The organism is Haemophilus paraphrohaemolyticus, from assembly GCF_002015045.1.
GTDB lineage: Bacteria > Pseudomonadota > Gammaproteobacteria > Enterobacterales > Pasteurellaceae > Haemophilus_A > Haemophilus_A paraphrohaemolyticus.
In genome coordinates, this window is record NZ_MUXX01000013.1 from 1 (window position 1) to 20,267 (window position 20,267).

Sequence of the window (20,267 nt, forward strand, 5' to 3'; positions counted from 1 at the left end):
TACTTTTTGCAAAAAATTTAAAAAACCTTACCGTTTGTTTACATTTGAATCACAAAGCGTATTTTTATCTCAAATATTGTTCAATTAAACATCACACCATATTCTTATCTAATGCTTTACACTATTGAAGTAATCATTTGACAATTTTTGATTGAATTTAGGATTACTTTTGATTACATTCAGAAAAGCGTGATCTATCTCACATAAATACGAGAAAAAATCGGCTATTATATATAAATATATTTTCAACAATCCATTGATAACACAATAGGAAAACATTATGAGCCAATTAGATGCTTTAAGAGACATGACAGTAGTAGTTGCTGACACCGGTGACATTGATGCAATCAAGCAATACCAACCACAAGATGCCACAACTAACCCATCTTTAATTTTAAGTGCTTCAGCATTACCACAATATGCGCCACTAATTGATGAAGCTGTTGCTTATGCAAAAGCAAAAAGCAATGACAAAGCACAACAATTAGTTGATGCTGAAGATAAATTAGCCGTAAACATTGGTTTAGAAATCTTAAAAATCGTTCCAGGACGTATCTCAACCGAAGTCGATGCTCGCTTCTCATACGACACAGAAAAAACCATTGCTAAAGCACGAAAGCTCATCGCTCTTTATAATGAAGCAGGCATCTCAAATGATCGCATCTTAATTAAAATCGCTTCAACATGGCAAGGTATCAAAGCGGCAGAGCAATTAGAGAAAGAAGGTATTAACTGTAACCTCACCCTTTTATTCTCACAAGCTCAAGCTCGTGCGTGCGCTGAAGCAAACGTGTACCTCATCTCTCCATTTGTTGGACGTATTCTAGACTGGTACAAAGTAAATTCAGATCAAAAAGAATACGCACCAGCTGAAGATCCAGGTGTAGTTTCTGTTACCTCAATCTACAACTACTACAAACAATACGGCTACAAAACCGTGGTAATGGGTGCGAGTTTCCGTAATGTAGGTGAAATTACCGAATTAGCAGGTTGCGATCGCTTAACCATCGCCCCTGCTCTATTGAAAGCATTACAAGAAAACAACGAACCATTAGTACGTAAATTAAGCTTTAACGACGAAATTCAAGCCCGCCCAGCACCAATGACCGAAGCAGAATTCTATTGGGAACACAATCAAGACCCAATGGCAGTAGAAAAATTAGCTGAGGGCATCCGTAAATTTGCCATTGACCAAGAAAAATTAGAAGCAATGCTTTTAACAAAACTTTAATTTAATTATACACTCAAGTATATCACTGCCTCTATTTAGTGAGATTAATCGATGCTAAATAGGGGCATTTTTATAAATCTATAATTTATCTGAAATTATAAAAATATGTCATTAGACTTTCTTACCCTCCAAAATTATCGACAGAATAAACCTACTTGAAAATTACTTTATGTAACTAGCTCTCCATTAATTATTAGTTTTTTCAATTCTGCCTTTATTGAGCCATTTGTTTCAAGTATAGCAATTGTGAAAAATAGTGATGGGGCTTATTCAAGTTTAATTAACTTAAGCATCGAAGAGCATTTAGCAATGAAAGAAAATTTGGGGGGCAGGTTATGGCTGGCAAGCATTAGCTCAAGCAAAATGGTTGAATCAACGTGATATCTATTATTGGGGCAATTTAGATACGCACGGTTTTGCAATTTTGGACCGCTTACGCAGGCATTTTCCACATACCATCTCTTTCTTAATGGATGAGGAAACTTTGCTCAATTACCCCGATTTTTGGAGTAAAGAGAGCAAACCAAAGATAGAAAACCTTACCCTCTTAACCGAAGATGAATTACAACTCTATCTTGCCTTACAATATCACCAATTTGGGAAAAATGTGCGATTAGAGCAGGAGTTTATCCCATTTTCAGTGGTAAAATCAGCGATAGAAAAGATGACTAACAGTAAAAATCAGGAGAAAAAATGACAGCAGAAGTGTTAGCAATAAAAATTGGTTTGGTAGAAAAGATTACTTTTGCCGATGGCACCACGCTTGAAAGTGCGATTCGCAAGCAACCAGTTGAGCAAATGGTCGTGAATGAAATTGGGGCTGAGGGCAACGATGTTGGCTTAAAAGCACATCATGGCGGAGTGGATAAAGCCCTTTTCTTTATGGCAGAGAAAACATTCGAACATCTCACAAGCTTAATTGGCAAGGATTTTGACTGGCAAGGTAGTGCGATTTATGGTGAGAATTTCATCGTTTCTGGCTTAGATGAATATAATGTTTGCGTGGGCGATCATTACCAGATTGGCGAGGTTATTGTCGAAGTTTCGCAACCACGTAAACCGTGCGAACGTTTATCACTCAACAGCGAATATTCCGATACCCAGAAAATTGTGCGAGAAAAAGGCTTAACCGGCTGGTATGTCCGAGTGATTCAAACAGGCGTTTGCAAAAAAGGCGACAAAATCCACCGCTTGCAGCAGCCATTTCCGAAACTCAACATAATGTACCTCAATCAACTTGCTACTCAAAAACCAAATGAAGCAATGAGAGCTGATTTAGAAGAAGCATTAAATTATGAAATATTAGCCGAAGCATTTAAGAGAACGTTGAGAAATCAGTTGAGCAGAATCAAATAGCAAAAAATAAGATTACAGTCAGTAATCGAACCAATGCTTTGATCTACTATGCCTATAAAAAATCCTCACTATATAATGAATAAGATTTACAACCAAAATTCAAGATATAGGAGGATTGATTTTAATCTAAAAAATTAAATTAACGTTCATTCCAACGTTTGATTGATTCACGAATTACTTCTTTTGCTTCTTCTACATCGCCCCAGTGAGTTACTTTAGTAGAACCTGTTTTTTTCAACGCTTTGTAGTTATTGAAGTGGAACTCAATTTGTTTAATTAAGTTCGTAGGTAAATCTGCTAATGTGTTGTATGCATTACCTGTATCACGATCATCTGCTGGCACACAAACGATTTTGTCATCTACTTCACCATCGTCCACGAATTTCATCACACCGATTACTTTCGCTTCAAGGAACACGCCTGTCGCTAATGGTTGGCGAGTGATCAATAACACATCTAGCTCATCGCCATCTTCATCTAAAGTTTGTGGAATGAACCCGTAGTTAGTTGGTTTAGCGAAGATTGCAGGCTCAACACGGTCTAATTGGAATGCTGCAACTTTACGGTTCCATTCGATTTTGTGGCAGCTGCCTTCAGGGATTTCGTTTACTACATTGATAATACCAGCGTCTACATCGCCTGGTGTTAAAATTTGATTAAAATCAGCCATTGAAATGTCCTCATTGGTTGGGTTAAAAAACGTGGCAAGTATATCAGTTTTTGAGTGCTTATCCACAAATAATCTGCATTTATTGCTTGTTATAATCCCTCGCCCCAAAAATCGCTGTGCCAATGCGTACCATAGTTGAGCCACACTCAATTGCACTCGCCATATCGTCCGACATTCCCATTGAGAGCGTATCAATGCCCTCAAATTGCTGCTGTAAGCGGTCAAGAAGTTCCTTCATTTTGCGTAACGCGATTTTCTGCTGTTCTGGCCCACTTTCAGGCTTTGGAATTGCCATCAAACCGCGTAATCTTAAACGTGGCAGCTGGCTGATTTTTTCTGCAAATAACAGCATCTCCTCAGGCTGAATCCCCGATTTTGAAACTTCATCGCTGATGTTGATTTGAATTAACACATTCAACGGTGGTAAATGCTCAGGGCGCTGGTCATTCAAACGCTCGGCAATTTTAAGACGATCTACCGTTTGAATCCAATCAAAATTTTCCGCTACCAAACGGCTTTTGTTTGATTGTAACGGGCCAATAAAATGCCATTCAATCGCTTTATTTTCAGCAAAATAGGTTATTTTTTCTACACCCTCTTGCACATAATTTTCGCCAAAAGCTCGTTGCCCTGCTTTGATTGCTTCTTCAATCGCCTGCACAGGCTTGGTTTTAGAAACGGCTAACAAACGCACATTTTCTCGTTGATATTGGCGAGAAATCTGCTCAATTTGTTGATGAATTCGAGATAAATTTTCAGAAATCGACATAACACTTCTCTTTTTTGCGTGGCTAAAGGCTATAATGGGTAAATCATATCATAAAAGGACAAAACAATGGATTTAACCAAGATTAAATTAGTGATTACTGATGTGGATGGCGTACTTACCGATGGCGGCTTGTATTACACCGCAGAAGGCGAAGTGATGAAGCGCTTTCACGTGCACGATGGCTTAGGCGTGAAAATGCTACAAACTTGTGGCATTCAGGTTGCCGTGATTTCAGGTGGCGATCATCCTTTGCTTCGCAAACGCCTTGAAGTGCTGAAAATCAAGCTGGCTTATTTAGGCAAAATGGAAAAACGCTCCGCCTGTTTCGATATTATGCAGCAAGCTGGTGTAACGCCAGAGCAAACCGCTTTTATTGGCGATGATACGCTTGATTTACCCGCATTCGAAGTGTGTGGTTTAGCGATTGCGACCAAAAATGCCCACGATTACGTAAAAGAAAAAGCGGATTGGGTGTTGGAAAAATCAGGCGGCGAAGGGGCGTTTCGTGAGGTGTCGGATAAAATTTTAGATGCCCAAGGCTTTGATGAGATTTTCCGTACAACGGATGGTTTTTTAACAATTGCGGAGAAAATGGCGCAGTAGCCTTTTATTGGATGCAATTTTAGATGTTGTAAAAGCATAAATTGGAAAACAAGCGGTTGATTTTGCAAATCAAAATGCAAAATCAACCGCTTGTTTATGTTAAAATGCCCGAAATTTTCTAACCGATTAAATATTATGCAAAGTTTAACTCCTTTTCACACCTTTCATCTGCCTACCAAGGCTTCAGAAATTATTGAATATACTAATGTTGAGCAACTTTTAACTGCGTGGCAAACTGCAACTAACGCCAACCAGCCTGTTTTGCTTTTAGGACAAGGCTCGAATGTGCTTTTTACCGATGATTTCCACGGTGTTGTGCTCGTCAATAAAATGCAGGGCATTGAACAGCATGAAGATGCTGATTTCTACTATCTACACGTACAAGGGGGACAGAATTGGCACGAGTTAGTGAAAACAGCGCTCTCGCTTGGCATTTATGGCTTAGAAAATTTAGCCTTGATTCCAGGTGTGGCGGGCTCTGCACCGATTCAAAATATCGGTGCCTATGGCGTGGAGTTTGCGAATGTGTGCGATTTTGTCGATGTAGTGCATCTACCAACGGGCGAACATTCTCAATTAAGCAAAGAGGCGTGCCGTTTTGGTTATCGCGATAGCATTTTCAAGCACGAATACAAAGACGAATATGCGATTATTGCTGTTGGTTTGAAATTGCCAAAAGCGTGGGCACCGGTGCTGAATTATGGCTCATTGGCTCAGTTTGAGCCTGAAACTGTAACGGCTCAGCAAGTGTTTGAAGAAGTGTGCGCTGTGCGTTCTAGCAAATTGCCAAATCCAGATGAATTTGGCAATGCAGGTAGTTTCTTCAAAAACCCTGTGATTGATGCTGTAACTTTCCAACAAATTCAGACCGCTTACCCGCACATTCCAAACTATCCGCAAGCAGATGGCACGGTAAAACTTGCTGCAGGTTGGTTGATTGACCAATGCGGTTTAAAAGGCTTCCAAGTGGGCGGAGCTGCAGTGCATGCCCAACAAGCGTTGGTTTTGATTAACAAAGAGAACGCAACAGGAATGGATATTGTGAATTTAGCCAAAGCGGTTCGCCAACAAGTTCGTGATAAATTTGACGTAGAACTACACCCAGAAGTGCGTTTTATGGGCAAAAATGGCGAAATTGATAGTGAATTGATTACGCGATAATATTTAACGCTTAATTGATTAAAAAAATTTTATGATACCTATCAATATTCAATTCTCTATAAGAAAACTGTTTGCGTTCTAAATATAGTATTTTTCTCTAATAAAGTACAAGTATGCAATATTTTATAAAAACACCACCATTTTCATTGGCTTTTATGACATTGCTCGCGGAATTTTTAAATGGTAGGATTTGCGAACTTTTTACTTTATTGAGAAAAATAATATGTCAAATCAACTTCGTAATGATCCGAAAAAAGTGGCAATTGCCTCGATGATCGGCACAGCAATCGAGTTTTTCGATTACTATATTTATGCAGCAGCTGCTGTGTTGGTCTTTAACACGCAATTCTTTAAAAGTGGCGATCCAGTTTCTGATGAGCTACTTTCCCTTTCTACTTTAGCATTAGCTTTCTTTGCTCGCCCGATTGGTTCGGCATTATTTGGACACTTCGGTGACAGAATCGGTCGTAAAAAAACCTTAGTTGCCTCTTTATTATTGATGGGTGGTTCAACCGTGATGATCGGGATGCTCCCGACCTATGAAAGCATCGGTATCTGGGCGCCAGTATTGCTCTGCTTATGCCGTGTTGGTCAGGGCTTAGGTTTAGGCGGTGAATGGGGCGGTGCTGCATTAGTTGCAACAGAAAACGCCCCTGAAGGTCAACGTGCGTGGTATGGAACATTCCCACAATTAGGTGCGCCAATTGGCTTGTTCGTGGCAAATGCTTCTTTCTTCTTGGTGAGTTATTTCTTGGGTCACGATGCGTTAGTACAATGGGCGTGGCGTATTCCGTTCATCTCTTCAATTGTGTTGGTCATGGTGGGCTTATGGGTACGTTTAACCTTGCACGAAAGCCACGTATTCCGCGAAGCTGAGCAACAAGGCAAAACGCAAAAAGTCCCTGTTTCTGTGGTCTTCCGTCATCACTTAAAACCGTTAATTCTTGGCACATTCATTATGACGGCAACTTACGTGTTGTTCTATATTATGACGGCGTTCGCACAAGTGTATTCTCGCACGCCAGCAAAACTCTCTGAAGCAGGACATGCAATGGGTTTAGGTATTGCACCTAATACATTTACAGGCTTATTGTTATTAAATTCTATCGTATTTGCAATTTTCACCAGTATTTCGGGCATTTATGCAGACAGAATTGGACGTCGTAAATTCTTATTATGGGTAACCTTTGCAATGGGGATTTTCGGCCTAGCTATGCCATTATTCTTATCAAACGGCACGCCAGTTTCGGTATTCTTTTTCTTGGTGGTTGGTATGAGTTTAATGGGATTCACTTTCGGCCCGATGGCAGCATTACTGCCTGAATTATTCCCAACAGAAGTGCGTTATTCTGGTGCATCATTGGCGTATAACTTCGCGTCAATTGTGGGTGCAACCATTGCGGCAACCTTTGCGATTAAAATTAACGCAGCATACGGCATCTTTGGTGTGGGAGTTTATTTGACGGTGAATGCTTTAATCACGCTTCTCGCATTATGGGCATCAAAAGAGACTAAAGATTTAGACCTAACGAAAGCCTAATTTTAGCTTAAATAATATGATATGATTTTCACCTAGCATTGTGGATCAACCGCATTGCTAGGTGAATTTTTTGCTTAGCCAGTAAGGGGGAACAATGAAGCTCAACCAACCTCAAATTCAAGAAGCCTTGCTTTGCGGGCAAGCCTTTGTGTTTAATGAAATTAACTCCACCAACGCTTATTTGCTGGAGCACTATCAAACGTTGGAACAAGGCACAGTTTGTCTTGCTGAAATCCAAACCGCAGGTCGGGGTAGACGAGGCAGAACATGGTTTTCACCTGAAAGTGAGAACCTTTATTTTTCAATTCTGTGGCATTACAAACAAAACGAATTAGAGAATTTACCTGCGTTGAGCTTGGTTGTTTCGCTGATTATTGCCGAAGCTTTGCAAGCCCAAAATGTGCAAGATATTCAGATCAAATGGCCGAACGATATTTATTATCAAGGCAAAAAAATGGGGGGGATTTTGATTGAAACCAAAGCCAACCGAGAGGGGATTCATTTGATTATCGGCATCGGGCTGAATTTAGGGATGGCACAGGTAGATCAGAAGATTGTGACGCAAGCATGGTCTGATCTTTCGCAATACCATTTCGACCGCAATAAACTCGTGTGCGACTTAGTACAAACATTGCAAAAAAACATGAAAATTTACCCGCTTGTTGGCTTTTCTCACTACCAAGAACGCTGGCAAACCTTCGATATTTTCCAAAACCAAGCAGTCAAATTGATTGCCAACGCTCACGAAATTCACGGTATTTCACGTGGCATTAACGAACAAGGCGAGCTGGTGCTTGAGCAAAATGGCGAACTGAATGCCTTTGCGATTGGCGAAATGTCGCTCCGTTCTGAATAAAAGTAGAATAAAAGATGAACAATAAACCTAAAGCGATTTTTTTAATGGGTCCGACCGCTTCGGGCAAAACCGACTTGGCAATTGTCCTGCGTGAGAGCCTGCCCGTGGAAGTGATTAGCGTGGATTCCGCCCTGATTTACAAAGGAATGAACATTGGCACAGCAAAACCAAGCCGTGAGGAATTAGCAAAAGCACCACATCGTTTAATCGATATTTTAGACCCCGCGGAAAGTTATTCTGCAATGAATTTCCGAGCTGATGCCTTAAAAGAGATGGCGGAAATCACTGCAAGCGGTCGAATCCCGTTGCTCGTTGGCGGCACGATGCTTTACTACAAAGCCTTGATTGAAGGGCTTTCGCCGCTGCCTTCTGCCGACAGCGAAGTTCGCACAAAAATCGAACAAAAAGCCGCAGAATTTGGCTGGGGTGCTTTGCATCAAGATTTGATGGCAATCGATCCTGTTTCAGCAAACCGCATCAATCCGAATGACAGTCAACGCATCAACCGAGCGTTGGAAGTATTCTACATCACAGGCAAAACAATGACCGAGCTTACGACTCAACAGGGCAAAAGTTTACCTTATGATGTATTGCAATTCGCTATCACACCTGAAGATCGAGCTGTGTTGCACCAGCGTATTGAGCAGCGTTTTTATAAAATGATTGAACTTGGTTTTGAGCAAGAAGTACGAAAGCTATTTGAGCGTGGCGATTTGAATATTGATTTGCCATCTATCCGCTGCGTAGGCTATCGCCAAATGTGGGAATATCTACAAGGAGATATTTCACTAGACGAAGCGATTTTCAAAGGCATCTGTGCCACCCGCCAACTAGCCAAACGCCAAATTACATGGTTACGTGGTTGGCAAAGTGAAATTACGTGGTTAGATAGTCTTGAGCCTGAAAAGGCAAAACAAATTGTATTAGAAAAATGGGCTAAGTTTAGTGCATAATCAAGCGGTAAAATTTTCCTGATGTTTTGCTTTATATGCCAAATAAAAAAACCACAATCATTTGATTGTGGTTTCTTTTTACTTAAATCATCAATTAACGGCTAACTTCATCAACATCTGGTTGGTGAGTAATACGATTACGTAAATCACGACGAATTACCTCAATACTCCAGAACCAGAAGATGTGGCCTACTAATTCAGAAATGTGCTCATATAAAGGCCATTCTGCAACAGGTGGTGTTAAGCCTAACGCTGGGAATGTGATGTAGTGAACACAGATGTTTGCGATGATACCCGCACCGATACCTTGCCAGAATTTGATTTTCGGGAAGATTTCAGCAACAACACAGTAACCAATTGCGAACACTAATGAGCAAATCATATGTGTTACACCGATTGAGTTGAATGGGTGATCTGCAAAAGTGAATGCAACCGTGTTATAAGGATCGATACCTATATAATCACGTAAGAATACTGCTGGTGGGTTTAATACCGCACGTGAACATTGCTCTAAAGCATTGCTCATCGTAATTGAGCCTGCATTTAATGCGTCTAAAACAGGTTGTGGACATGCAGCAGTGAATAAACTTTCCCTGATGAATGGCAATTTGCAGGTTCAATGGCAAATCAATATAAATAAATCGGCAATGCTGTACCTGTAAACTTGCAAAAGCTATAGAAGATGAATTAATACCTATATTTCAACAAATTCAATAGAATAATAAATATCAGTCAACTTTTTCTTAATAGCATAAGTATTAACACTTGTGCTTTTTAGTTTATTGATAGATACAAGCAAAAATACTTACACATCAGTAAAATAAGATAAGCAATTCATTTGATCATAGCCTGTTACGCATAGGGCTTTCGCCTGAGGCTTACGCATAAATACGTCCCTACAAGATGCTGCGATTTGTTCATTATAATCATCTTATCTGTAACATCTAGCCCCAGTAGGGCTGATTTATGCGTAACCTATAGCGTGAGCCATAAGATCATCACACTATCAGCATTCCCCTCAAATTTTAAAATGCAAACGTTTGCGTTATCCGTTATAATACGCCCAACTTTTTACTTTTCTTAATACGGAACTGCAATATGACTGTAAAAACCTTTCGTGGCTCTCCTGCCCTTTCAGAATTTCGTTTAACCCAACTTCAACAAAAATTCCAGCAACATCAGCTGCCTATCACTTCAGTGTATGCAGAGTATTTGCATTTTGTTGAGCAAAATGCACCGCTTGCAGAAGGCGAAATTGCTAAATTACAAGAATTATTGCACTACGGTCCAACCCTTGCGGAACACGAGCCAACAGGTTTTTGCTTAATTGTAACCCCGCGAGTAGGGACGATTTCGTCTTGGTCTTCCAAAGCGACCGACATTGCCCACAACTGTGGTTTAGCGAACGTAAACCGTATCGAACGTGGCTTGGCGTACTATTTCAGTTTTGAACGTGAGTTAACCGAAGCAGAATTGGCAACACTAAAAGGTTTATTGCACGACCGTATGTTAGAAACAGTGTTAAATAATGAAGCGGAAGCGGGGTCGCTCTTTACGCAACAAGCACCGAGACCATTTACCACCATTGATATTTTAGGCGGTGGTCGCCCTGCCCTAGAACAAGCGAACATTGAGCTAGGCTTGGCATTAGCCGATGATGAGATGGATTATTTAGTAGAAAACTTCACGGCACTAAACCGCAATCCAAACGACATTGAACTTTATATGTTCGCTCAGGCGAATTCGGAACACTGCCGCCATAAAATCTTCAATGCAGACTGGACAATCGACGGTAAAAAACAAGAAAAATCGTTGTTCAAAATGATCAAAAACACCTTCGAGCAAACGCCTGACCACGTTCTTTCTGCGTATAAAGATAACGCGGCGGTGATGGAAGGTTCAACCGTGGGGCGTTGGTTCCCAGACCAAGATGGGCAATATCGCGCCCACCAAGAAGATGCCCATATTCTGATGAAAGTGGAAACCCACAACCACCCGACTGCGATTTCGCCATTCCCAGGGGCGGCGACAGGTTCGGGCGGGGAGATCCGCGATGAAGGCGCAACAGGTCGTGGGGCAAAACCAAAAGCAGGTTTAACGGGTTTCTCGGTCTCAAACTTGGTGATTCCAGAATTCAAACAACCGTGGGAAAATGAGCTTTCTAAACCAAACCGCATTGCTTCGGCACTCGATATTATGATCGAAGGCCCTCTTGGTGGTGCAGCATTCAACAATGAATTTGGTCGCCCTGCGTTATTAGGCTATTTCCGTACTTACGAAGAAAAAGTCAACAGCTTCGCGGGCGAAGAAGTGCGTGGCTACCACAAGCCGATTATGTTAGCAGGCGGTATCGGTAACATTCGTGCCGAACACGTTCAAAAAGGTAAAATTCCAGTAGGTGCGAAACTGGTGGTGCTTGGCGGACCTGCAATGAACATCGGTTTAGGCGGTGGTGCTGCCTCCTCAATGGCTTCAGGTAAATCCAAAGAAGATTTAGATTTTGCTTCTGTACAACGTGAAAACCCAGAGATGGAACGCCGTTGCCAAGAGGTAATCGACCGTTGCTGGCAGTTAGGCGAAGAAAATCCAATCGCATTTATCCACGATGTGGGCGCAGGCGGTTTATCGAATGCAATGCCTGAGCTCGTTCACGATGGAGACCGTGGCGGTAAATTCAATCTTCGCTCGATTTTGTGCGATGAAAAAGGGATGTCGCCGCTTGAAATTTGGTGTAACGAGTCGCAAGAGCGCTATGTATTAGCTGTAGTAGCGGACAAACTTCCACAATTTGAGGAAATCTGCCGTCGTGAGCGTGCGCCTTATGCGGTAATTGGTGAAGCGACCGAAGAGAAACACTTAACCTTACACGACAACCATTTTGACAACAATCCGATTGATTTACCAATGAATGTGTTGCTTGGCAAAACCCCGAAAATGCACCGTGAAGTTTCGTCGAAATCTGTGGAAAATCAACCGCTTGATCAACAAGGCATTCAATTAAAAGAAGCACTGCACCGTGTGTTACGCTTACCTGTAGTGGCAGAAAAAACCTTCTTAATCACCATCGGTGACAGGTCTGTCACAGGGATGGTAGCACGCGATCAGATGGTCGGCCCGTGGCAAATCCCAGTGTCTAATGTTGCTGTAACTACTGCTTCATTAGACGGCTATCACGGTGAGGCTATGACGATGGGAGAACGTGCACCTGTTGCTTTATTAGACTTCGGGGCTTCTGCACGTTTAGCAGTGGCGGAATCTATTACCAATATCGCCGCAACCAACATTGGCGACATCAAACGCATTAAACTTTCTGCGAACTGGATGAGTGCCGCAGGTCATGCAGGCGAAGATGCGGGCTTGTACGAAGCCGTGAAAGCGGTGGGCGAAGAGCTTTGCCCAGCGCTAGGCTTAACCATTCCAGTGGGTAAAGACTCAATGTCAATGCGTACCACTTGGGAAGAAAACGGAGAGCAAAAAGCCGTGACTGCACCACTTTCATTAGTAATTTCTGCATTTGCTCGTGTGGAAGATGTGCGTAAAACTATCACCCCACAACTCCGCACCGACAAAGGTTTATCTAGCCTCTTACTCATCGACTTGGGCGAAGGTAAAAACCGTTTAGGTGCAACTGCACTGACTCAAGTGTATAAACAATTGGGCGATAAACCAGCAGATGTAGTGAACATTCAACGCTTAAAAGATTTTTACAACGCAATGCAAGCGTTAGTGGCAGAAGGTAAATTACTTGCCTACCACGACCGTTCAGACGGTGGTTTAATCACGACATTAGCAGAAATGGCGTTTGCAGGACATTGTGGTGTGGAAGTGGATATTTCCGCTTTAGGCGACAATGACTTAGCTGTATTATTCAACGAAGAGTTAGGTGCAGTAATTCAAGTTGCTGACAGCCAATTAGAAAGCGTGCGTGAAGTGTTAAAAACACATAACTTGCTTGGCATTACCCACGAACTTGGTGCGGTAACTGCTGATGACCGCTTTGAGATCAGCCGCAGCAGCCGTAAATTACTCAGCGAAAAACGCTCTGAATTACGCGGTATTTGGGCGGAACTCACTCACCAAATGCAACGTTTACGCGACAATCCAGAGTGTGCCGACCAAGAGTTCGAGGCTAAGAAAAAACCAGCAGACAAAGGTTTATCGGCATTCTTAACTTACGATGTGAACGAAGATATAAGTGCACCATTTATCAATAAAGGCACGAAACCAACCATTGCGATTTTGCGTGAACAAGGCGTGAACAGTCATTACGAAATGGCGGCCGCATTCGATCGTGCTGGTTTCAACGCAATTGATGTACATATGTCTGACTTAATGGCAGGTCGTCGCCATTTAGCCGACTTCAACGCATTAGTGGCATGTGGCGGTTTCTCTTACGGTGACGTATTAGGTGCAGGCGGTGGCTGGGCGAAATCAATTCTCTTCAATCCACAACTACGTGACCAATTTAGCCAGTTTTTTGCGAACCCGAATACCCTTACTTTAGGCGTATGTAACGGTTGCCAAATGGTGTCAAACTTAGCGGAAATTATCCCTGGCACAGAAAATTGGCCACGTTTCGTTCGCAACAAATCTGAACGTTATGAAGCACGCGTGGGCTTAGTGAAAATCAATGAAGTGGCATCACCTTGGTTTGCCGGAATGGCAGGTTCGCATATGCCAATCGCGGTTGCACACGGGGAAGGTCAAGTTGAGTTCAAATTCGCTACTCAATTAGCGGGCTTAAAAGCACAAGGCTTAATTGCTGCACAATATATCGACAACAATGGCAACCCAACCGAAGTTTATCCGGCCAACCCGAACGGCTCGGTGGAAGGTATTACCGCGATTACCAACGTGGGCGGTCGCGTTGCCATTATGATGCCACACCCAGAACGTGTATTCCGTGCAGTGAGCAACTCATGGCATCCAGAAGACTGGACAGAAGATGGTGCGTGGATGAGATTGTTTAGAAATGCAAGAGTAGCGTTGAAATAATCTAGTCGCTAAGTATAAACGGATAATAAAGCAACCTTTATTATCCGTTTTTCTATGCAAAAATTCTCAAGTCTATGAGTTAAAATCTTAAATCCGTTCTTTAATGCCACCAAATTCGGCAATGATTTTTTGCGTAAAGAGTTTCAGCTCTTCAGTCATCAACAAGAAATCGGCATCAAAACGCTGCGCAACATCTTCTTTTAAAATATCGTCATTTTTCTCGCGAATTTCATCGGCAAATTTAAGGCGAGAAAGCACTGCTTCTTCATTCAACACACAAGAAAAATGGTTTTCCCAGTCGATGGCAATTTTGGTGACAAATTTACCCGCTTGTAAGTGTGGTGTAATCTCATCGCTTTCCAACATCTGATTTTTACAGCGAATCACACTGCCGCTTTCAAAGGATTTTAACTCTGCTTCTTCTAACAGATTCAGCCACGCTGGTGTGTAACCTTTTGCCACCCAATCGGTCATTACTTCATAAGGCGGAATCACAAAAGAAATCGGCACAACAGGGAGCGAACCAAGCGTTTTCCGCAGTAATGCTAGTGTGTTTTCCGCACGCTTGCTTGAACTTGCATCAACATAAACTAGCTGCATCTCTAAATCTAACCAAATTGCAGTGAATTGATGTTTACTAAATGCTCGAGGCATTAAAACCGAGACGACTTGATCTTTCACAGCCTGCTTCTCTATTTTTTTGAGTTTACGTGCCTCTTTTTCTTCCAATTCAGCAATGCGTTTTTCAACCTCTTGCTTTACCACATTTGCTGGCAACAGTTTGTTTTCTTGATGTGAAATCAGCAAAAATTGCTTACCTTGTGAGAAGCACAGCTGTTCAGAACTAGCAAGAGGTTTGCTCCAACCAAACTTACTCATATCGTGAGCTTCACAAGGCGTGAAGCGGTTTTCGGTTAGCTGCTCATTAAGCGTTTGCTCATCTAGCGTTAATTCGCTGGTAAGACGATAAATCATTACATTTTTAAACCACATAGATTATCCTTCGTAAATTATTTCAATTTTTTCCTGTGGAAATACACTATTCTATCATAAAAAAACGCCCCAAATTGGGGCGTAAAAAGCACTAAAGATTTATTGATAACTCGCTAAGTTTTCTAACGTCTCAAACGCCTTTCCACTAGCCAGCACCGCTTTTACTTTTGCTGCATTGGCTTTTAAGTCAGGCTCGCCAAAGATTCTCATTAACATGGCAACATTCACGGCAACCGCATCAATATGTGCAGCTTCACCTTTGCCTTGTAATAAAGCTCGGATTTTCTCAGCATTTTCAGCAGACTCACCGCCTTTTAAGGCTTCGATTGGATGACGTGAAACGCCAAAATCTTCAGGCGTCACAGAATAATAACGGATTTTTCCATTTTCAATTTCTGCTACTTGAGTTTCACCGTGAACAGCGACTTCATCTAAACCCGCTCCATAGACGACAATAGTGTGCTCGTGGTTTAAGGCTTTTACCGTTTCCGCATAGATTTTTAAAATTTCTGGCGAATAAACACCTAAAAGTTGGCGTTTAGCGTAAGCAGGATTGACGAGCGGTCCTAAAATGTTAAACAGCGTACGGGTTTTCAATGCTTGGCGGACAGGGATGGCATATTTGAAACCTGAGTGATAAAGCGGGGCGAATAAAAAGCAGATGCCAATTTCGTCCAATGCTTTGCGAGCGATCTCGGCTGGCACTTGGATATTGATGCCAAGTTGAGAAAGTACATCACTTGCCCCCGTTTTGCTAGAAACACTACGGCTGCCGTGTTTTGCCACTTTGTATCCCATTGTCGCTGCCACAATGGCACTTGCTGTTGAGATGTTGATGGTGTTATGCCCATCGCCGCCTGTGCCTACAATGTCTGCAAAATCATAGTCTGGTGTTGGGAAAGGGGCTGCATTTTCAAGTGCAGCAGTCACTGCACCTGAAATTTCGTCAATTGTTTCGCCTCGCATTTTTAACGCAATTAACGCCCCAGCGAGTTGCTCATTTGATACCTTGCCTTGCATAACTTGAGTGAAGAAGAAGGTGGATTCAGCTTTATCAAGCGGTTGATTATTAAATAATTTTTCCAAAAGTTGTTCGGTTTGCATAGTGTGTTCCCTTCTATATCCGTAGGGTGTGTGAACAAGGTTTACGCACGCAAACGGTTAATTTTTTATGAAATTTATAAAAGCGTGCGTGAATTTTTCAAATTTACACACCCTACAATTAGCTTAATAGCCATTCCACTGACTGCTTCAATAATTTTGTCCCTTCTACGGTCAAAATTGACTCTGGGTGAAATTGGAAGCCACAAATTGGCAAAGTTTTATGGCGAACCGCCATTACAATCGTGCCGTAACGTGCATTGACTTCCAACTCTTCCGGCAAATTATCGCCCATTAAAGAATGGTAACGAGCCACAGGCATTGGGTTGTTGATACCTGCGAACATAGCTTGGTTATCGTGCTCAATTTTTGACACTTTACCGTGTAATACCGTGCCTGTATGTACAACTTTTCCGCCTAAGGCTTCAATAATCGCTTGGTGACCTAAGCAGATCCCAATCATCGGCACTTTGCCTTTTAATTGCGTAATAATGGGCAATAAATTACCCGCTTCCGCTGGGTTGCCAGGTCCAGGTGATAGAGCAACTAATGAGTTTTCGGTGGTTAAAGCTTTTTGAATAAAATCCTCTAACGGATAATCGTTACGGAAGATCGTTACTTGGTGTCCTAGTTCGCGGAATTGATCCACTAAATTGTAGGTAAATGAGTCGAAATTATCGACAAAAAGAATATGTGCCATAGTGCTTTCCTCTTATCCTAATGTGGCTACCCTTGATTCACCTGCCCAATCGCTTTTAATACTGCACGGGCTTTGTGGCGAGTTTCATCAGCTTCTAATTGCGGATCTGAATCTAACACTTCGCCACAACCTGCTTGCACGTAAGCCGTACCATTTTGAACGAAAGCAGAACGAATGACGATACAGGTATCTAAATTGCCTTCGGAGGTTAAATAACCGACCGCACCGCCGTAGCTATGGCGTTTTTGCTGTTCGAATTGGTAAATCAACTGCATTGCCTTGATTTTCGGTGCACCCGTGAGCGTGCCCATATTCATACAGGCTTGGTAAGCGTGCAATGCATCTAAATCGGTGCGAAGTTTCCCTACCACACGTGAAACAAGATGCATAATTTGCGAATAGCGGTCAATTTGCATCAATTCCACTACTTTTCGCGTGCCCGATTGGCTTACGCGAGCCACATCATTTCGAGCTAAATCGACCAACATTAAATGTTCAGCAAGCTCTTTTTTATCTAAACGTAATTCTAATTCAAGACGAGAATCGAGTTCTAAATCAATGTTACCGTGCTCATCAAAGCCACGCGGGCGAGAACCTGCAATAGGGTAAATTTCTAGCTGACGATCGTGTTCAGAATATTTCAATGCACTTTCAGGCGATGCTCCAAATAGCGTGAAATTTTCGCCTTGCATAAAGAACATATACGGGCTTGGATTGTTCATTTTAAGTTGGCGGTAACTTGCTAGAGTATTTGGGCAAGGTAAGCTGAAACGGCGAGAAGGTACAATCTGAAATACATCTCCCACGTGAATATGATGTTTCAGCTTGCGAATAATCTCTTTGAATGGCTCATCTTCTAAATTCGCCACCGCTTCTGCATTTGCAGTTTGAATTGGTAAGCTGAAATTGGTTGGTGCATTGGCAAGTTGTTCTGCAAATTCGACCGCTTGTTGGCTTAATATTGCTTGCTCAGCTGGATTGAAACAGAAAGTATTAAGCGTTGCGGTTTGAGCTTGGTGATCGATAAAGACTAATTGCTCGGCTAAATAGAAGCTGTAGTCTGGACAACTTAAGCCATCGTCTTGCAAGGTAATGTTATCCATTGGGATAAAATTCGCCACTAAATCGTAGCTAAATAATCCGCCTAAATAAACGGGTGAGCTTGCTGCTTCAAACAGTTGGTTTACAACACGCAAGCCATCAAACACCGTGCTAGTTTTGAGTTTGCTATCTTCGTCTAATTGAGTAGGAATAGTGGGGAATTCTGCAACCAAGCGGTGTGATTCTGCAAAAAATTCGCAAGTAGGTGCAGGATTTAAACTCGCTAAAGCAACTTGAATATATGGAATGACGGCTTTGCCGTTTTTAGTTAGAGGCTCAAAAGTGACTTGCTGTGCGTTGCAAAAAATATGCAATGCAGATTGGGCGAAGAGTAAACTTTTGAGGCTATTTTTGCTTTGGATTTCAGCGGAGTCTAATAATAAGGTATGAGGCTGGTTGCCACAAAGAGCGTGATACATCGCGGTAGTATCGGCAAAATAGGGCAACGTAGTTTGTTGAATTTGCACGTTCATGATTATCTTCCTGTGTTTATTTCTGTACTATTAAACTAGTACAAAAGGGATTTGTCAAGCGTGCAAGTAAAAATAGCACAAATTTCTTTGTGCTATTGATTAGGAATCATTAAATAGAATTTATTTTACAAAGCTATCAAACTTCAACTCATAATTATCGCCATCGCGATTGTAAGAGATAAAACGAGGGAATTTTTCGCCCTCGAATTTTTTCACTGTAATCGCTTTGTGATCTGCGGTTGTGAAGCTATAGGTAATTTCTTGATAAGTTTTACCATTTTGCGTGACCGCTTTTTGTGTTTTGTTTAGATTCACATTCGGTGTTGGATAGAGTTTTTTACCGTTTGTGGTTTGGAAGCTGGTTGGCAATTTATCGTAGTAGCTTAACTGGAATGCCGTCGTAAACAAGTCAAAAGTTGGCATGGTTAAAGGCTCAGTTTTAAGCGGCTCTTTCGCTTTGCCGTATTGAATATTTTTGCTATCAATTTCCGCTAATGCATAAGTTTTACCGTTACGGGTGTCTCGGTAGCTTAACATATTAAAGATACCATTTTTCTCTGTGCCTTTTGCCGTAAATACAATGCTATAGAGTGGAATATTGATTTTTGATTGAATTTCATATTTTCCGCTGTCATGTTTAAAGTTCACATAAGCGGGCATTAAATAGTTTGAACTATATTTAATGTTGAAATTTTCCGCGTAAGCGGTCGAAATCATTGAAAAAATTGCAACACCAGTAAAGGCGATTTTTTTGAAAAATGTCATTGGTTTTCCTTATTTTTCTTCCAATTGTGTGTGGTCAAACATTCGCATAATGGCGGTATTATCTCGCAGTTGTTCAGCTTGTTCCACCTGCATTCGGGTTAAATGCGGAGAGAAATAGTTAATAAAATCATACATATAGTTGCGCAAGAATGTGCCACGTTTAAAGGCAATCTGCGTCATGCTTGACTGGAACAGATGGCTGGCGTTAATGGCGACCAAATCGCTGTCGCTTTCCGTGTACGCCATTGAAGCCATAATGCCTACTCCCAAGCCAATACGTACATAGGTTTTAATCACATCTGCATCGGTTGCGGTAAAGACGATATTCGGCAAAATCCCCTCTTTGTTAAAGGCTTTGTCCAAATCCGACTGCCCCGTAAAGCCGAAAGTGTAGGTGATTAAATCATATTTTCCGAGCTCTTCGACAGTTAATTGTTCTGGTTGGTTCACATATTTTGCGAGCGGATGATCAGGCTTGACAATCACCGAGCGGTTCCACATATAGCAAGGGAGTAAAATCGCATCTTCAAACAGATATTGTGCTTCGGTCGTAATCGCTAAATCCACTTCGCCCGCCATCAATGCATCGTAAATTTGCGTCGGTGAACCTTGGTGCAGATGCAAACTCACGTTCGGATACTTCGCCTTGAAAAGTTCAATCACACTGGGTAACACATAACGAGCTTGCGTATTCGGGCTGGCAATGCGAAGCACGCCACTATTTGGGCGAGTTTGTTCTTCTGCCACAGCTCGAATGCTTTGCGCTTTCACCAAAAGCTCACGCGAAATCGCTACAATTTTCTCACCCGCGGGGGTTAAGTCTTTAATGTGCTTACCGTTTCGCTCAAAAATATTGATGCCAAGCTCACTTTCCAGCAGTCGCACTTGCTTGCTGATTCCAGGCTGTGAAGTATAAAGGGCATCCGCCGCTTCGGTAATGTTAAGGTTTTGATTGACGATTTCGACAATATAGCGAAGTTGTTGTAGTTTCATATTCTTC

The 20,267-nt window shown here is 41.9% G+C and carries 18 protein-coding genes; 9 read left to right on the plus strand and 9 right to left on the minus strand.

Annotation, left to right across the window (positions count from 1 at the left end):
* Positions 1-280 precede the first annotated feature (280 nt).
* The 3 genes from tal to B0184_RS07935 all read left to right on the plus strand — a co-directional run bounded on the left by tal (position 281) and on the right by B0184_RS07935 (position 2,587).
* On the plus strand, positions 281-1,231 hold the full coding sequence (gene tal, locus B0184_RS07925; protein WP_005709800.1) for a transaldolase: 951 nt from the start codon (positions 281-283) through the stop codon (positions 1,229-1,231).
* A 319-nt stretch (positions 1,232-1,550) separates the two neighbouring features.
* Positions 1,551-1,928, plus strand: coding sequence for a DUF2220 domain-containing protein (locus tag B0184_RS07930; RefSeq protein ID WP_078177660.1), 378 nt, complete (start codon positions 1,551-1,553; stop codon positions 1,926-1,928).
* Positions 1,925-2,587 (plus strand): MOSC domain-containing protein, encoded by a 663-nt coding sequence (locus B0184_RS07935; RefSeq protein ID WP_005709789.1) that lies wholly within the window; start codon positions 1,925-1,927, stop codon positions 2,585-2,587. Before B0184_RS07930 ends, B0184_RS07935 begins: the two co-directional genes overlap by 4 nt.
* Positions 2,588-2,726: 139 nt before the next feature.
* Here the strand turns inward: B0184_RS07935 and B0184_RS07940 are convergent, their stop codons facing one another.
* Positions 2,727-3,257: an inorganic diphosphatase gene (locus tag B0184_RS07940; protein WP_005709785.1), complete on the minus strand. Its 531-nt coding sequence runs from the start codon at positions 3,255-3,257 to the stop codon at positions 2,727-2,729.
* Positions 3,258-3,336: 79 nt separating this feature from the next.
* Positions 3,337-4,026 (minus strand): YggS family pyridoxal phosphate-dependent enzyme, encoded by a 690-nt coding sequence (locus B0184_RS07945; protein ID WP_005709787.1) that lies wholly within the window; start codon positions 4,024-4,026, stop codon positions 3,337-3,339.
* Between the two features lie 66 nt (positions 4,027-4,092).
* On the opposite strand from B0184_RS07945, the gene B0184_RS07950 reads away from it, so the two are divergent.
* The 5 genes from B0184_RS07950 (at position 4,093) to miaA (ending at position 9,139) form a co-directional block, all read left to right on the plus strand.
* Positions 4,093-4,629 (plus strand): KdsC family phosphatase, encoded by a 537-nt coding sequence (locus B0184_RS07950; protein ID WP_005709774.1) that lies wholly within the window; start codon positions 4,093-4,095, stop codon positions 4,627-4,629.
* A 135-nt stretch (positions 4,630-4,764) separates the two neighbouring features.
* Positions 4,765-5,790, plus strand: a complete 1,026-nt coding sequence (gene murB / locus B0184_RS07955; protein WP_039851619.1) for a UDP-N-acetylmuramate dehydrogenase — start codon at positions 4,765-4,767, stop codon at positions 5,788-5,790.
* Between the two features lie 223 nt (positions 5,791-6,013).
* Positions 6,014-7,330, plus strand: coding sequence for an MFS transporter (locus B0184_RS07960; protein WP_005709721.1), 1,317 nt, complete (start codon positions 6,014-6,016; stop codon positions 7,328-7,330).
* Positions 7,331-7,424: 94 nt separating this feature from the next.
* A complete protein-coding gene (locus B0184_RS07965) occupies positions 7,425-8,186 on the plus strand; it encodes a biotin--[acetyl-CoA-carboxylase] ligase (RefSeq protein WP_005709765.1) in 762 nt (253 codons plus the stop codon).
* Positions 8,187-8,200: 14 nt separating this feature from the next.
* Entirely contained in the window at positions 8,201-9,139 is a 939-nt protein-coding gene (gene miaA / locus B0184_RS07970) for a tRNA (adenosine(37)-N6)-dimethylallyltransferase MiaA (RefSeq protein ID WP_005709766.1), read from the plus strand.
* Positions 9,140-9,233: 94 nt separating this feature from the next.
* On the opposite strand, the gene B0184_RS07975 is transcribed toward miaA, so the two are convergent.
* Positions 9,234-9,746 (minus strand): DUF1440 domain-containing protein, encoded by a 513-nt coding sequence (locus B0184_RS07975; RefSeq protein WP_005709802.1) that lies wholly within the window; start codon positions 9,744-9,746, stop codon positions 9,234-9,236.
* Positions 9,747-10,237: 491 nt separating this feature from the next.
* On the opposite strand from B0184_RS07975, the gene purL reads away from it, so the two are divergent.
* Positions 10,238-14,134, plus strand: a complete 3,897-nt coding sequence (purL, locus tag B0184_RS07980; protein WP_005709748.1) for a phosphoribosylformylglycinamidine synthase — start codon at positions 10,238-10,240, stop codon at positions 14,132-14,134.
* A gap of 87 nt (positions 14,135-14,221) precedes the next feature.
* Here the strand turns inward: purL and rdgC are convergent, their stop codons facing one another.
* The 6 genes from rdgC to cysB form a co-directional block, all read right to left on the minus strand.
* Positions 14,222-15,127, minus strand: coding sequence for a recombination-associated protein RdgC (gene rdgC / locus B0184_RS07985; protein WP_005709793.1), 906 nt, complete (start codon positions 15,125-15,127; stop codon positions 14,222-14,224).
* 99 nt (positions 15,128-15,226) lie between these two features.
* A complete protein-coding gene (gene trpD, locus B0184_RS07990; RefSeq protein WP_005709750.1) occupies positions 15,227-16,231 on the minus strand; it encodes an anthranilate phosphoribosyltransferase in 1,005 nt (334 codons plus the stop codon).
* A 118-nt stretch (positions 16,232-16,349) separates the two neighbouring features.
* Positions 16,350-16,928, minus strand: a complete 579-nt coding sequence (locus tag B0184_RS07995) for an aminodeoxychorismate/anthranilate synthase component II (protein WP_005709742.1) — start codon at positions 16,926-16,928, stop codon at positions 16,350-16,352.
* Between the two features lie 26 nt (positions 16,929-16,954).
* Positions 16,955-18,502: an anthranilate synthase component I gene (trpE, locus tag B0184_RS08000; protein ID WP_005709759.1), complete on the minus strand. Its 1,548-nt coding sequence runs from the start codon at positions 18,500-18,502 to the stop codon at positions 16,955-16,957.
* Positions 18,503-18,622: 120 nt separating this feature from the next.
* On the minus strand, positions 18,623-19,267 hold the full coding sequence (locus B0184_RS08005; RefSeq protein ID WP_005709725.1) for a hypothetical protein: 645 nt from the start codon (positions 19,265-19,267) through the stop codon (positions 18,623-18,625).
* 9 nt (positions 19,268-19,276) lie between these two features.
* On the minus strand, positions 19,277-20,260 hold the full coding sequence (cysB, locus tag B0184_RS08010; RefSeq protein WP_005709783.1) for an HTH-type transcriptional regulator CysB: 984 nt from the start codon (positions 20,258-20,260) through the stop codon (positions 19,277-19,279).
* Between the last annotated feature and the right edge of the window lie 7 nt (positions 20,261-20,267).

What these genes read in the sequence shown, in the direction of transcription:
- tal (WP_005709800.1), top strand. Translation starts at nt 281, where the DNA reads ATGAGCCAATTAGATGCTTTAAGAGACATGACAGTAGTAGTTGCTGAC.
- B0184_RS07935 (WP_005709789.1), top strand. Translation starts at nt 1,925, where the DNA reads ATGACAGCAGAAGTGTTAGCAATAAAAATTGGTTTGGTAGAAAAGATT.
- B0184_RS07940 (WP_005709785.1), bottom strand. Translation starts at nt 3,257, where the DNA reads ATGGCTGATTTTAATCAAATTTTAACACCAGGCGATGTAGACGCTGGT.
- B0184_RS07945 (WP_005709787.1), bottom strand. Translation starts at nt 4,026, where the DNA reads ATGTCGATTTCTGAAAATTTATCTCGAATTCATCAACAAATTGAGCAG.
- B0184_RS07950 (WP_005709774.1), top strand. Translation starts at nt 4,093, where the DNA reads ATGGATTTAACCAAGATTAAATTAGTGATTACTGATGTGGATGGCGTA.
- murB (WP_039851619.1), top strand. Translation starts at nt 4,765, where the DNA reads ATGCAAAGTTTAACTCCTTTTCACACCTTTCATCTGCCTACCAAGGCT.
- B0184_RS07960 (WP_005709721.1), top strand. Translation starts at nt 6,014, where the DNA reads ATGTCAAATCAACTTCGTAATGATCCGAAAAAAGTGGCAATTGCCTCG.
- B0184_RS07965 (WP_005709765.1), top strand. Translation starts at nt 7,425, where the DNA reads ATGAAGCTCAACCAACCTCAAATTCAAGAAGCCTTGCTTTGCGGGCAA.
- miaA (WP_005709766.1), top strand. Translation starts at nt 8,201, where the DNA reads ATGAACAATAAACCTAAAGCGATTTTTTTAATGGGTCCGACCGCTTCG.
- purL (WP_005709748.1), top strand. Translation starts at nt 10,238, where the DNA reads ATGACTGTAAAAACCTTTCGTGGCTCTCCTGCCCTTTCAGAATTTCGT.
- rdgC (WP_005709793.1), bottom strand. Translation starts at nt 15,127, where the DNA reads ATGTGGTTTAAAAATGTAATGATTTATCGTCTTACCAGCGAATTAACG.
- trpD (WP_005709750.1), bottom strand. Translation starts at nt 16,231, where the DNA reads ATGCAAACCGAACAACTTTTGGAAAAATTATTTAATAATCAACCGCTT.
- B0184_RS07995 (WP_005709742.1), bottom strand. Translation starts at nt 16,928, where the DNA reads ATGGCACATATTCTTTTTGTCGATAATTTCGACTCATTTACCTACAAT.
- trpE (WP_005709759.1), bottom strand. Translation starts at nt 18,502, where the DNA reads ATGAACGTGCAAATTCAACAAACTACGTTGCCCTATTTTGCCGATACT.
- B0184_RS08005 (WP_005709725.1), bottom strand. Translation starts at nt 19,267, where the DNA reads ATGACATTTTTCAAAAAAATCGCCTTTACTGGTGTTGCAATTTTTTCA.
- cysB (WP_005709783.1), bottom strand. Translation starts at nt 20,260, where the DNA reads ATGAAACTACAACAACTTCGCTATATTGTCGAAATCGTCAATCAAAAC.